Source organism: Amphritea sp. (assembly GCF_048266285.1).
Classification (GTDB): Bacteria; Pseudomonadota; Gammaproteobacteria; order Pseudomonadales; family Balneatricaceae; genus Amphritea.
Genome location: NZ_JBLWZV010000003.1, coordinates 88,743 through 102,518 on the forward strand (window position 1 = coordinate 88,743; position 13,776 = coordinate 102,518).

10 protein-coding genes are annotated in these 13,776 nt (G+C 47.8%); 3 read left to right on the forward strand and 7 right to left on the reverse strand.

Translation table 11 applies throughout. The features are described from left to right. Nucleotides 1-126: 126 nt before the first annotated feature. The 7 genes from dgcA to ACN0T0_RS05775 form a co-directional block, all read right to left on the reverse strand. Entirely contained in the window at nt 127-2,190 is a 2,064-nt protein-coding gene (gene dgcA / locus ACN0T0_RS05745; RefSeq protein ID WP_417224136.1) for a dimethylglycine demethylation protein DgcA, read from the reverse strand. Nucleotides 2,191-2,354: 164 nt separating this feature from the next. Further along, the gene (locus ACN0T0_RS05750; RefSeq protein ID WP_417224138.1) at nt 2,355-2,885 is read right to left on the reverse strand and encodes a DUF5943 domain-containing protein; all 531 of its coding nucleotides are present in this window, start codon (nt 2,883-2,885) and stop codon (nt 2,355-2,357) included. A 118-nt stretch (nt 2,886-3,003) separates the two neighbouring features. Beyond that, entirely contained in the window at nt 3,004-3,981 is a 978-nt protein-coding gene (locus ACN0T0_RS05755) for a dipeptidase (protein WP_417224140.1), read from the reverse strand. 471 nt (nt 3,982-4,452) lie between these two features. After that, on the reverse strand, nt 4,453-5,157 hold the full coding sequence (locus ACN0T0_RS05760) for a sulfotransferase domain-containing protein (protein WP_417224142.1): 705 nt from the start codon (nt 5,155-5,157) through the stop codon (nt 4,453-4,455). Nucleotides 5,158-5,465: 308 nt separating this feature from the next. Beyond that, nucleotides 5,466-6,500 carry a phospholipase A gene (locus ACN0T0_RS05765; RefSeq protein WP_417224144.1) on the reverse strand — a complete coding sequence of 345 codons (1,035 nt, stop codon included), beginning with the start codon at nt 6,498-6,500 and terminating at the stop codon, nt 5,466-5,468. A 150-nt stretch (nt 6,501-6,650) separates the two neighbouring features. Continuing rightward, nucleotides 6,651-8,102 carry a diguanylate cyclase domain-containing protein gene (locus ACN0T0_RS05770; protein ID WP_417224146.1) on the reverse strand — a complete coding sequence of 484 codons (1,452 nt, stop codon included), beginning with the start codon at nt 8,100-8,102 and terminating at the stop codon, nt 6,651-6,653. 114 nt (nt 8,103-8,216) lie between these two features. Further along, complete coding sequence (locus ACN0T0_RS05775) at nt 8,217-9,356, reverse strand: GlxA family transcriptional regulator (protein ID WP_417224147.1); 1,140 nt, start codon at nt 9,354-9,356, stop codon at nt 8,217-8,219. A gap of 504 nt (nt 9,357-9,860) precedes the next feature. Here ACN0T0_RS05775 and ACN0T0_RS05780 point away from each other — a divergent pair. The 3 genes from ACN0T0_RS05780 to ACN0T0_RS05790 are packed head-to-tail and all read left to right on the forward strand — an operon-like array spanning nt 9,861 to nt 13,689. Further along, entirely contained in the window at nt 9,861-10,589 is a 729-nt protein-coding gene (locus ACN0T0_RS05780) for a response regulator (protein ID WP_126159538.1), read from the forward strand. Beyond that, nucleotides 10,586-11,380: a substrate-binding periplasmic protein gene (locus ACN0T0_RS05785; RefSeq protein WP_417224149.1), complete on the forward strand. Its 795-nt coding sequence runs from the start codon at nt 10,586-10,588 to the stop codon at nt 11,378-11,380. The genes ACN0T0_RS05780 and ACN0T0_RS05785 overlap by 4 nt, the downstream gene beginning before the upstream one ends. After that, nucleotides 11,377-13,689 carry an ATP-binding protein gene (locus ACN0T0_RS05790; protein ID WP_417224150.1) on the forward strand — a complete coding sequence of 771 codons (2,313 nt, stop codon included), beginning with the start codon at nt 11,377-11,379 and terminating at the stop codon, nt 13,687-13,689. The genes ACN0T0_RS05785 and ACN0T0_RS05790 overlap by 4 nt, the downstream gene beginning before the upstream one ends. Nucleotides 13,690-13,776 lie beyond the last annotated feature (87 nt).

Sequence of the window (13,776 nt, forward strand, 5' to 3'; positions counted from 1 at the left end):
AGCAACGTTGATGAGCCTGATGCGCGCAGTAAGCGCAAGGTAAAATCGGCGGATGAGCATAGCAGTGCTATATGAGCAGCAGCCGACTTTTAACCTAGTGATTACAAGCGCAATCGCTCAGACGAATTACAAATCCTTGCACAATCTCAAGGCATCATACATCGCCGCATGCACGTTGCGCTGCGACACACAGTCTCCCAAGCGCCACAGAATCATACCGTCGCCAGACTCACTCAACACAGGCTGCGGTTTGATATCAAACAGCGCCTCATTATTGATCTGACCTTTGTTACGCGATGCATCTTTCAGACCGTAATACAGCTCTTCGTTCGGGCGAGTACCGTTTTCAACCACTACCTGATCGATCACACGCTCTTCACGCTGACCCGTGTATTCGTTTTCCAACACGGCGACTAAGCTATCCCCTTCGCGATAGACTTTTTCCAGCAAGAAATCTGAGGTCATAATCACCTCTTTCTCATACAAAGAACGGTAGTACGTGGGGAAGGTGGTACCGCCAATACCGACACCGGGCTTAATATCATCGGTGACAATCTCTACTAACGAGCCTTTAGCCGACAGGTAATCCGCCGCCGACAGACCCGAAAATTCGCAGATAGTATCGTAGATCAACACGTTCTTACCCGATTCAACCTTGCCACTGAGAATATCCCAGCTAGACACAACCAAGCCCTCTGCAGCACCCCATTCAGGGTTCTGATCGATAAATGGCCGACCGCCTGTCGCGAGAACGCAAACATCCGGCTTTAGCTCATTAATCAGCGCTTCATTGGCGGCCGTGCCTAAACGGACATCCACACCGAGACGCTCAAGCTCCATTCCTAACCAACGGGTAATACCGGCAATTTGATCCCGCTGCGGTGCTTTAGCCGCTAGGGTAATTTGTCCGCCGAGTTCGTCAGCTTTTTCCAGCAGAATAACCTCATGGCCCCGTTCCGCCGCAACCCGAGCAGACTCCAATCCACCTGGCCCACCACCGACCACGACGACCTTACGAATCGGCCCAGTGGTTTTCTCGATAATATGTGGTAAGCCCATATATTCACGGGACGTCGCCGCATTCTGGATACAGAGCACATCGAGGCCCTGATATTGACGGTCGATACAGTAGTTGGCACCGACACACTGACGGATCTGATCCACCTGATCGTTTTTGATTTTGGCGATAATATGCGGATCGGCAATATGCGCCCGGGTCATACCGACAAAATCGACATAACCGGCTTCAATAATACGTTTCGCCTGATTTGGGTCTTTAATGTTCTGGGCATGGATCACCGGCACATCAACGACTTCTTTAATACCGGCCGCTAGATGCAAAAACGGCTCCGGTGGATAACTCATATTTGGGATAACATTGGCCAAGGTATTGTGCGTATCACAACCGGAGCCGACCACGCCGAAGAAATCCAGCTCGCCAGTCGCATTGTAATAGGCGGCTATCTCTTTCATATCCTCATGGTTCAAGCCGTCGGGATGGAATTCATCACCGGTGATACGCATGCCCACGACAAAATCACGCCCTACTTCGGCCCGCACCGCTTTGAGCACTTCCATACCGAAACGCATACGGTTTTCAAAGCTGCCGCCCCATCGGTCGGTACGTTTGTTAACCCGTGGTGACCAGAATTGATCGATGAGGTGTTGGTGTACGGCAGACAGTTCAACACCGTCTAGGCCACCCTCTTTAGCGCGACGTGCTGCCTGAGCGAAATCACCCACCACCCGCCAAATCTCTTCTTCTTCAATCACTTTGCAGGTGGCACGGTGAACCGGCTCACGAATACCAGAAGGCGACATCAGGTTGGGCCAGTTTTCACCATCCCAACGGGAACGGCGGCCCATATGGCTAATCTGAATCATGATCTTACCGCCGTGCTTATGCACCGCGTCAGCTAGATTCTGGAAATGTGGGATAATCCGATCTGTCGATAGGTTAACCGAACTCCACCAGCTTTGTGGACTGTCGATGGACACCACACTGGAACCACCGCAGATACAGAGGCCACAGCCACCCTGGGCTTTTTCCTCATAGTATTTAACGTAGCGATCCGTGGTCATACCGCCGTCGGTCGCATACACCTCGGCGTGAGCCGTACTGACAATACGGTTACGAATAGTCAGATTATTAATCTTTAAAGGCTCAAACAGAACATCAAACTGGGACATGATATCTCACCCCGATTACCATTAATTAGGAAGGCTCAACTAGCCCATTGGCGGACTAATCGATCCCTTATGCTAGGCATAATCATTGTTATAAAAAGCAGTGCAAAGGCCGCTCAACTCGGTGAGATCTGTTGCACCGAGCCGATCTTGTTATTAACCGTTAGCTACAGCGGTTTGACCTCAAAATAACCCACCTCGCAACCCTCTTCGGCAGCGCACTGTGTTTGTTCAGATTGCGTGCGAACCGGATAGCCTAAACTCTCGGCAACCTGGTCCAGCGCACCGGCAAACCAACCGGTAAACATATAGTCCACCTTACGATTCACCTGACCGTACTGATAAACGAAGCAAGAGTTTTCCAACCGAACGGTGGCCGTGCCCGCTTCAACATCCAGCGCTTCAGTGATAAAGAATCCCCACCCCCGCTGAGACAAACGCTTCAGATAGTGATGCCAAATATCCGCACCTTCGAGACCATGCTCTTCGGCCTCCTTTTCACACCAGTAATAAGCTGATTTGTAGCCGGCTTTATAAAGAATATCGGCATAACGTTCGGCGCCGATCTCCTCTTCTATACCCATATGGTTGTTAACAAAAAAGTGGCGTGGCACATACAGCATCGGCAGTGCGTCGGTGGTCCATACGCCGGTTTCATCATCAACAACAATTGGCATTTCGGGTGCGTGTCCACTCATGATTCTCTACCTCAAAACTCTCTATCAATTCTGTTTATCTCAGCCGATCAAATCGGCTGAAAAGTCTAATAATGGTGTCGATTGGGTAAGGTCAGCCGGTAACTAATCTTGGCTACAATTACTCGCCCCAAACATCTTTCAGCAGGGTTACCCAGTTCTCACCCATAATCTTGCGTACTTGGGTTTCAGAGAAATCGTGGCGTAACAGCGCTTCAGTCAGATTAGGAAACTCTCCGACCGTACGAATACCCTTCGGGTTGACGATTTCGCCAAAGCGAGTCAAACGACGGGCATAACCTTTATCGTGGGTTAGGTATTCAAAGAAATCGTGGCCGTGGCCTTGGGTGAAGTCAGTGCCGATACCGATCGCATCTTCACCAACGATGTTGTACACATATTGAATCGCTTCGACGTAATCATCGATAGTGGCGTTAACACCCGCCTTCAGGAAGGGGGTAAACATGGTGACGCCGACAAAACCGCCTTTATCCGCAATATACTTCAGCTCTTCATCGCTACGGTTGCGCGGGTGTTCTTTCAAACCCGATGGTAGGCAGTGGGAGTAACAAACACGTTGCTTGGATTCGTCGATCACCTCTTTTGCGGTATTCGGGCCAACGTGGGATAGATCACACAGTAAACCATGCTTATTCATCTCAGCGACGATCTCTCGACCGAAACCGGACAAACCACCATCGCGCTCATAGCAGCCGGTGCCGACGAGGTTTTGAGTGTTGTAGCACATCTGTACAATGCCCACGCCTAGATCTTTAAACGCCTTAACGTAGCCGATCTGATCTTGGAACGGATTGGCATTTTGAAAGCCCATCATCACACCGGTTTTACCTTCCCGCTTGGCGCGTTTGATATCTTCGGTGGTGCGCACCTTGATCAGCAGATCACTGCTCTCTTCGATCAGGTTATTCATCTCAACGATATTGCGCACCGTGCCTTCAAAATTTTCCCAGAAGGCTACGGTACAATTCGCCGCCGTCAGGCCGCCTTTGGCCATATCTTCAAACAGCGCGCGTTCCCATTTGGCGCAGATCAAACCGTCGATAACAATGGCGTCTTTGTGTAGATCAGCTGCATTCATTGTCGATATCCTTATGAATCAGAGTTAAGGCCCCGGCAAATCAAGCTCAGGCCCTCAGGTAAAAAGGCCTTTGGTGGCCTTTCATCATTAGGATCAGTGTAGTTTTTCATGAAGAATCAAAAGGGGCTGGAAACGACTTACACGCTACTAAAAGCGACGGGGAAGGGTAAGATTGTCCGCAGAAGCCCAAAGGTAAACTAAAAAGTTAAGCTCACTTAATCTAAAAGCCGACGATCGCTTGCACTACTTACACTAAACGGTATCGACATTTCAGGCTTTGCTGAACAAGTCTTCGATGCCAGATCAACGTAACGCCCGCTAAACTATACAGTGGGCATGTATTTTGCGACCAGAAGCAAGAAAGGACATTTTACACATGAGCATCTAAGATTTTTATTTAACTATTCCTTTTTTAAGAACTGTAGAATTTCAAAGGCGCTATCAATCAATTAAACTTCAGGCCAACTATTTTTATGAATACAGCATCCATTCCATCTCAGTGGACTTAAGCGCCTCTTCAACTTCAGTAAAGTTTGTAATTAGATCACCCAAGCTTTCGGGATTCATAATCGATGTATTGGCTCTCATTTTTTTTGTATCAACCGAAAGAAAATCGGTTATTTTTCGTTGTACTGATGATAAGGGATCAACAAGATCTTCGTAGAAGATTTCTAGCACCTCATGATCTGAAAACAACTCATTGTAGCGCGACCTTCGGTGCTCGTATAAATTTGATAGATTTACCACCTCATCGATACTTAAACCTATCTTCCTAGTAGAAATATCAGGCCTTTTTACCTCACTCTTTAGCTGAAAAACCCTTGTTTTTTGGGATATAATTTCGGAAACATGCGACCTCAAAACATTGCGGCGATGCAAGTGTATTATTTTAATATCAGAGTCAGCTTTAATAAGGTCCCAAGTGATATCGTGATTCGCACCACCAGGGTGATTGTAGTGCAACTTAAAACCAACAGCTTTAACATGCCGATACTGAGGTGAATAGATATTATTTATTTCATCTCTAGGCTCACTATCCGGATCTTTTAAAATCTCGCCTTTGCATTTTATCTGAGAATGTGAATCGAGCATTCTCGTCAACATAGAAGAACCCGTTCGTCCTTTGCAGATGATAACAAACTTTTGAAAAGACAGGTTTCGCTTTAGTATGTCCATTTTCTCACCAAGTAAATACCAAACAAAAACTTTTCACAATAGTGAGCAAAAAACATGCTGAAAAGTCATTATTTATGGGAATGATTAAAGCATATCTGAAATAATTAGATCAAGCGTTGCAACACGCTCTCCATTGTTATTAGTGACTTTTCTTCCTGATACAATATTTTGTACCTCCAACACTAATAACCAGCTCGTAATAACCTTCATAACAGTAACACTGATAAACGGTTTAGGAGCGTATAGGGATACAAAAGCCTTGCTAATAGTTACAGCGGCGAACCTTCAACAAAGCTCGTCCAGAATGATCACAACCAATCGCTTAGTTTAACCCCGACACCTAGGCTATTCGAGTAAGCGTTATAGTCTATCAAGCTTTCACCATAACCATTGAACCACTGTACATAGCCACTCAGGTTATCCGTTAACGGGAAGGTCCAGCCCAATTCAGCCGCACCATGGCTATCGCTAAAATTGAGATTATGACGGGTTTTCAAACTAAAGGAGTGTGTGCCCCATTTATAAATACCGGTCAGTTCAAAGTTGCCCATATAATCTTCGATATCAGGATTATCATCATCGTCGAAGTCTTCAGATAAACGGATCCAAGGTTTAAACGAAAAATAGGCATTCCCTTTTTCAATAATAAAATTAGCATAGACTCGGTTCCAGCTGCGAGATAGCGACCCCGCCTGACCGTTAGACTGGTGGACTAAACCCGCCATGATGAGTGAATTACGAAAGCCCCATAACTCAGCATCATTATTAAAGGCGATCCACAGCTCCGGTTCATGATCAGTTTCACGAAACGGTGACGAGCTACTTTTATTAAACTGCTGCCAGAAAAACCGCCCTGTATAAGCTGCATACAGATCCCCATTTCCATCCCATAGCCCTTTAGCCAAAGGGACTTTCACACTGATCTGAAACTTAGTTTCCAAGGGTTCAAGGTTGATATCGCGATTAGGGAAAGCGTTTTTAAACGGCTCGTCATTCGGCTCAGCAAAGTTATGACTGACGATAATATAGTTTGGGTTATGGGGAATAAGACTAAACATCGAGTCTTCATAGTGCGCTTCAATCTCTAACCGATTTTGCACCGCTGATTCTGGATTTTCCCCGGCAAGCGAAGTATCGCCGAATACTGAACCAGCAGACACCAAGCCATTATCCTGATCATCGAGCGACCGTCGACATACGGCTTTGAGTTGTCCTACTGTCTGATCATCCGCCGCATGCGCTAGCTGCTCTTGCAGACACTGCGTCAGTGCATCTGCAGCCGTTGCACTCTGCCAAGGCAACTGGACTAAGCTTGCCACCAATATGCTTAAAACCATTTTCATCGAAATATTGTCTCGCCTTAGACTAAACAGTGCGTTACCTAACGTAGTGAGAAGCTTATTGGAATCTTCGCCAAACTGAAACCCAAATTATAAACGCCACTGCCGACCGATGGGCCACGAGGTGCTCTACTAGCCCCGCCAGGTTACTTTTTACCCTAGTGCATCGGCATAGCAGTGAAAGGTATTACGCCCCGCTTCTTTTGCCTGATACATCGCTTTATCGGCACATTTTAGAATGTCATCCACCCCAGTCTCGTGACCGAGAAAAACAAACACCCCAATACTGGCTGAGCAATGATGCTCAACCCATATCTCAGCTTCATTCTCACGACTCACATGCAACTGGTACAGTTCGGCTAGCCTAACACGTATTTTTTCAGCAACCCTCTTAGCATATACGGTAGAGGTCTCGCGATCCGCCACGAGATCACCCAATAGCACGATAAACTCATCACCGCCAAAGCGAGCCACCGAATCCATCTCACGCACACTGGCCGTTAATCGATTAGCCGCCTCAATAAGCAACAGATCACCCACAAAATGCCCTTGTTGATCATTGAGCGGTTTAAAGTTATCCAGATCGACAAACATTAAGGCGCTATAGTGACCCGTGCGTTGGCTAGCAAGTTGCGCTTGAGTCAGGCGATCAATCAGTAAACGACGATTAGGAAGTTGGGTGAGTGTGTCATAAAATGCCAACTGTCGAATCTGGTCCTCCATCTGCTTACGTTGGGTAATTTCCCGCGTAATGCCATGAAAACCGATAATATGCCCCTGCTCGTCCAATACGGTGTTTGAAAACACCTCACCCCAAATAACGCTGCCATCCTTGCAGCGATGGGGTGCCTCAAATTGAGCAAAACCCTCAACATGCCCCTCACGCTCAGCTTGCTGTCGTTGACGAAAAACCTCAGTAACGATGGCCACGCCCTCTTGACTGAATAGCTCAAACACATGATGCCCAATCACCTCCTCGGCCTTAAAGCCTCGATGGAACTGATCGGAGGGGCTGATATAGGTGATGCGAAGCTCCCTATCCGTACGCCAGATAACATCCATCGCATCTTCCGTTAGCAGTCGATAGAAAGACTCCCGTTCATTTAACTCTCGAGTCCGTTGTTCAACCAAGGCTTCCAGTGCCCGATTACGCTTTGACAGATTAGTGAGTGGATAAACTTCGCTACCCTGCACTAAATGATAGGGAATGGAGATGCCACTATGGACAATTTTCCACGCCTTACCTTCAAGGCGAAAGATCAACACTAATCGTGCCACTTCATGGGATAAAATATGTTCGGGAATCGGCAGTTGAATATTGAAAAAAGCGGTCACCGCGACAACCGTCTCGCTCAAATCCTGTATGGCAATATCCAGCAGGTCGATATGTATTCGCCCAGAGACCTCAGCAAAGTCTTGCCGGGTGATTTTGACCCACTCATCACGATCAGTGATTAGCGTTGTACCGCCCCCCGCATAGCCACTGAAGTCGTCGCTAAAAAGGCTAGTTAAACGATCATCGCGAGCAGCGTAGAGCTCGATATACTCATCAAACAGCGCACGAATGAGTTGTCCGCGGTCCGAGTGAACAACGATCTTGGTCATAAAAAGTACCCAAGGCTTTATACCAATACATCATTACGACACCATTGGCTTGTGCCTACAAGTGTACTTGAATCACTAGCCGTTAAACTACGCACGGAGATCAAGTGATATAAGCTATTTTGACTCTTTTTTATCACCAAGGTTAACCGAGCCAAAGGTGGACTCAGTACGCGCGATAGACAAGTTATCCCGTGGTGTTTCTCGAGCAGGCAGCTCATCAACAGTACTTGGATTCTGCGCATTAAGCGGCTTTATACCGGCATCGTCGATGATTTTTCCATCCTGCTGGCGCAGCATGGCGCGTTCTTCTCGGGGAGGAATCCCCATCTGTTCACGATAGCATTTACTGAAATGCGGGCTGGAAACAAAACCGCAGGCGGCAGCAATATCAATAATCGACAGTGTGCTTTGTTTCAACAGTTGTCTGGCGCGGAGCAACCTTAGGCGCAGATAGTAGCGTGAGGGAGAGCATTCGAGGTATTTCTGAAACAACCGCTCCATCTGCCGGCGAGACAGATTGACATAACCAGCTAGCTCATCCATCTCGATCACTTCTTCGATATTCGCTTCCATCAATGCCACAATTTCCAGCAGCTTTGGCTGGGTCGTCCCGAGCACATGCTGTAACGGAACCTTTTGCTGATCACTCTCGTCGCGAATACGATCACAAATAAACATCTCGGAGATCGCGGTCGAGAGCTGATAGCCATGCTCTAGCTTGATCATGTTCAGCATCATATCCAGCGGCACTGTGCCACCGGTACAGGTCATCCGGTCACGATCAAAACTGAATAGGCGGTTAGAACACTTCACCCGAGGAAACGCTTCCTGCAACGCGGCAAGGTATTCCCAGTGAGCGCTACATTCATAACCATCCAATAAACCGGCATCACCTAATAGATAGCTACCGGTACAGATCGCCCCGAGTTTAGTGCCTTGACGGGCCACCAGTTGTAACCAACTGATGTGCTCTGGCCCATAAGCCCGTGTCACATCCAAACCACCGGCAACGATCACGGTATCAAATACGGGGCAAGATGAGACACTCATATCTGGCGTGATGGTGATCCCATCACTGGCGCTCACCGGCTGACCATCCAACGTCAGAGTATGCCAATAATATAACGCTTCGCCGCTCAACTGATTCGCCATCCGCAGCGCTTCAACCGCCGAGGCTAGCGAGATCAGGGTGAAATTATCTAATAGCAGAAAACCGATAGCACGGGGCTGGCTACCGTTCACTTCATCGATCATAAGGAGACACGCACCTACATCAGTTGTGTGACATTGTTAACTAGGTTATTCATGAAGTCATTTGAAACAGTCAAGCCAAAAAGACGCTATGCCTTGTCGTAAAAGACGGTCGTAAAATACAGCCCTAAAAGACATCAGATATCTTATATCGGCCTAAGCTTATTTTTACCATCAATCACGGGGAATGAGAACACTTTATCCACTGCAGTCCACTGCAATAGGTGTCGCTAATGATTGCGCTAATCAGGCAGTCTAACAAACGACTCTAATTCACCCATTATGCTGCCCCCTTGATCCTGTCACAACCGGCCTCTCTGGACTCATTTACACCGTTCTAAAAGTCTCAACATGTAAAACCTTGTAAACAATATGTAAACAGACTTGCCAACACCCCCTAAAAAGCACTACTTTCAGGGCACGAGTTCATCTTTACCCGAGAGATTATAAAAACAATCAGGCACAGAGGTATTACCCATATACCGGTGCTGAGGAAAATAAGCTTTTATGAGCACAGATGCCCGCATTCTTGTAGTCGACGATGAAGAGCTAACCCGGCACTGCCTGAGAAGTTATTTCGAAGAAGAAGGCTACAATGTGTTTACCGCAGACACGGCCGAACAAGCTGAAGCGATTCTTCGCAGCGAAGCGATCGACGTTTTGCTGTTAGATATCCGCCTACCCGGCAAAGATGGCCTCACCCTCACCCGTGAACTCAGAGTCAGTACCGAAGTCGGTATTATCCTAGTCACGGGCCGACAGGATGAGGTCGATCGTTTAATCGGTTTAGAGTGCGGCGCCGATGAGTATGTCACCAAACCCTTCAACCCCCGTGAAATCCTTGCCCGCACGAAAAACCTCGTACGTCGGGTGCGCCACTGCACTGATCAGAAACCCACCGATTCCCTCCCCCATAGTTTTAAAAGTTTCGATCGCTGGAAATTAAACCTAGACCGACGTCAACTGATTGATGAGCAACAACAGACGACACAGCTGACCGAAGGCGAATTTCAACTGCTCAACACACTGATGGTTAACGCCGGTAAAGTGATGAGCCGGGTACAGATATTGGAACAGATCCGCAATCGCGAATGGATTCCCAGTGATCGCACCGTTGATGTGCTCATTGGTCGGCTGCGACGCAAACTCAATGACGATCCCGCTAACCCCAGAACGATACTAACGGTGCACGGTACCGGCTACCTATTCACGCCCAAGCCTGTCGATATGTCATGATGTATCGTGGGTCGATATTACTAAGCGTGTTACTAAGCGCGGTACTAGTGCTATCACCCTCCAACAGTCATAGTCGTACCCTAAAAGCCTGCGGCCACCCCTTTTATCCACCGGTCTCTTGGATTAACGATAAACGTTTAATGGGACTTGCCCCCACGGTAACTCAGCAACTCTTTGCTGAATTGGGTTACCGGGTGGAGCTAAGAGCAGGCTATAACTGGAAACGCTGTCTACTGGAAGTGCAACAGGGTAATGCCGATATCGTGGTCGCCGCCTATCATATTCCTATCCGAGACTCCTATCTCTGGTTTAGCCGTGTACCTGTGATTGCCGACCCCATCACCCTGTTTGTTAACCGTCAAAACCCAATCGTGTATACCAGCCTCGATGACTTACGGGGGAAGGTGACCGGCTTACTTCTCGGTGATAGTTTTGGCGAGGAACTAGATCAATTCTTATTAAATAACACCCGTATTGAGTATGTGTCCCGTAATAGACAGAACTTTGGCAAACTCGTCCACCAAAGAATCGATTTTATGCCGATCGGTTTGCTCAGTGGCCGCCTACAAAGTCGAAAAATGGGTTTTCATGAGCTGATCATGCCGCTGGAAGAAAAAGTTAGCACCGAGCTCTACTTTCTGGCAGTCGGTAAGAATAGTGGTTTGCAAAAGCACCTACCCTTTATCAACGATCGATTAAAAGAGCTGCACCAAAATGGCACAATCAAACGATTAACCAATCAATATAGCCTGCAATATCTCGACCAAATAGCCACGGAGCCCAATCAATGATCCAGCCTAAAGGGCTGATACCGAAAATAACCCGCTATTCCAGTCAACACCCTCTGGGATACCGCATTATGTTATATGTCTGTAGCTGCAGCTTTTTATTCATCCTCTTTTCCACCGCCCTACAACTGACCCTCGATTATCGCCGTGAGTTTCGCGCCATTGATCAACAGGTACAGCTGATTCGCAGCAGTTACCTTGCCAGTCTGGCGAAAAGTCTTTGGGATGTGGATCATGCGCAAATCGCACTGCAACTCAAAGGAATACATAACCTCCCAGATGTTAGCTACTTAGTGCTTAAAAATACCGATACCGGCGAATCTATCAGCGAAGGGGACGCTGAGCTCTTGTCCGACAGCCCATTACAAACTCAAAGCTTTGATCTCATTCACCAGACGCCAGAACAACAGCGCAAACTTGGACAGTTAGAAGTTAGCTTCGACCTAAGAGCCGTTTACCAAGGGATCTGGAGCCGAGGCTTTAGCATTCTGCTTACCCAGACCCTCTTGGTCATCCTGATTGTACTGGTCATATTGATCATCTTTCATCGGCAGATCACGCGCCACTTGGAAGCGATGGCCAACTACAGCCGAGATATCGGTGCCGGACAACTAGAGCACAGCCTTACCCTCGACCGACAACCGCCCAGCAGTAGTGACGAATTAGATCAGCTAGTCACCGCCCTGAATGAGATGCGTCAGTCTATTCGTCAAGAGATTGATCACCGCGAACAGGAACAGCGAGAACTTCGCTACAACCGAGATCAACTGCAAACGATGGTTGAACGACGCACCGCTAGCCTATTGCAAGCGAAAGAGGCGGCCGAAGAAGCCAGCAATGCGAAATCCCGTTTCCTTTCAACAATGAGCCATGAAATCCGCACGCCTATGAACGGCATGTTAGGGATGATTCAACTGTTAGAAAGCTCCGCCCTAAATCCGAGTCAGCAGCAACATATACAGGTACTCTTTGATGCCACTAATGCACTGCTGGAAACCTTTAATAATATCCTCGAATATGGCCGGTTAGTTGAAGGGGCTTACAGCATCAGTCCGTCTCACTTTTCTCTCAAACACTTACTGCATAACCTAACCGCCCTGCTAACCCCCGAGGCGGACCGTAAACAACTCAACCTGCAGTTAAAATACAGCCATGACATTGCCGAACAGTTTTATACTGAAGAGAGCAGCCTACGACAGATCATCACCAACCTACTCAGCAATGCTATCAAATTTACTGACCAGGGCGATGTTATCCTGAGCGCAAAATTAGTTTCTCAGGACGCGAACCAACAACGCATCAAATTCAGTATCCGCGATTCAGGTATTGGGATTGAACCCGAACTACAACAACATATTTTTGATCGTTTCACCCAGGCCGATGAAACCATTACCCGTCGTTTTGGGGGAACCGGCTTAGGCTTGGCCATCTGTAAGGAGTTGGCAGAGCATCTCGGAGGAGAGATTGGAGTCTCCAGTAACGTGGGCACGGGCAGTACCTTTTGGTTTGAATTAGATCTGCCGATCGCAACGCAGAGAACTTCAGTCGCGACAACCGAACCTGTATGGCAAGACAATACAGGGTTACATATCCTAATGGTTGAAGATGTCGATATCAATCAACAGGTCGTACTGGGATTATTGGCTGACACTCCCCATCAGGTAACGATCGTCAGCGATGGTATCAAAGCCCTCGAGCTTGGCCGGAGTCAACATTTTGACCTTATTCTCATGGACATGCACCTACCGGGACTCAGCGGTCTGGAAGTCAGCGGCCGACTCAATAACGACCCCGACTGTATTAATTACCATACCCGCATCATCGCCTTAACCGCCAGCGTCAGGCCGGAAGATATCCATCGTTATCTTGAAGCAGGTATTAGTAGTGTCATCGCTAAACCTGTACGCAAAAAACAACTACTCGACGCGATTTCAGGCGGGCAACAGATTACCGTCGCGCCAACACCAACAGAGACACAACCGTTACTCGATCAGGCTGTTATTCAGGTTCACCAACAGATGCTCGGACCGGAAAAACTCGCCACTCTGATGCAGGGCTATTGCAAAGTCCACTGTGATCTCTGGCCGACACTGCAACAAAGCCTGCAAGCCGAGGACGACTATGAAATTTCGCAGCAGGCACATAAGCTCGCAGGGGCTTGCGACACCATCGGTTTTACCCATGCTAGTCATCTACTCCGACAGCTTGAGGAACTGGCTGAAAACGGTGACATAGCACTCCCTTCATTCCTCGAAACACTCCAGCAGGTGATGGCGGATACCCTCAAACTAGCGCAACAGTGGAAAGCTTAACTAAGCACTTACTCCTCCTGTATCCCGCTAGTCTATTGATGCCTAAACCCCATCAGTCTTAAAAACCTACAAAAAAGCCCCTAAGTT

Bases quoted from the DNA above. Each gene is read 5' to 3' on its own strand.
- dgcA (WP_417224136.1), bottom strand. From the start codon at position 2,190: ATGTCCCAGTTTGATGTTCTGTTTGAGCCTTTAAAGATTAATAATCTG.
- ACN0T0_RS05750 (WP_417224138.1), bottom strand. From the start codon at position 2,885: ATGAGTGGACACGCACCCGAAATGCCAATTGTTGTTGATGATGAAACC.
- ACN0T0_RS05755 (WP_417224140.1), bottom strand. From the start codon at position 3,981: ATGAATGCAGCTGATCTACACAAAGACGCCATTGTTATCGACGGTTTG.
- ACN0T0_RS05760 (WP_417224142.1), bottom strand. From the start codon at position 5,157: ATGGACATACTAAAGCGAAACCTGTCTTTTCAAAAGTTTGTTATCATC.
- ACN0T0_RS05765 (WP_417224144.1), bottom strand. From the start codon at position 6,500: ATGAAAATGGTTTTAAGCATATTGGTGGCAAGCTTAGTCCAGTTGCCT.
- ACN0T0_RS05770 (WP_417224146.1), bottom strand. From the start codon at position 8,102: ATGACCAAGATCGTTGTTCACTCGGACCGCGGACAACTCATTCGTGCG.
- ACN0T0_RS05775 (WP_417224147.1), bottom strand. From the start codon at position 9,356: ATGATCGATGAAGTGAACGGTAGCCAGCCCCGTGCTATCGGTTTTCTG.
- ACN0T0_RS05780 (WP_126159538.1), top strand. From the start codon at position 9,861: ATGAGCACAGATGCCCGCATTCTTGTAGTCGACGATGAAGAGCTAACC.
- ACN0T0_RS05785 (WP_417224149.1), top strand. From the start codon at position 10,586: ATGATGTATCGTGGGTCGATATTACTAAGCGTGTTACTAAGCGCGGTA.
- ACN0T0_RS05790 (WP_417224150.1), top strand. From the start codon at position 11,377: ATGATCCAGCCTAAAGGGCTGATACCGAAAATAACCCGCTATTCCAGT.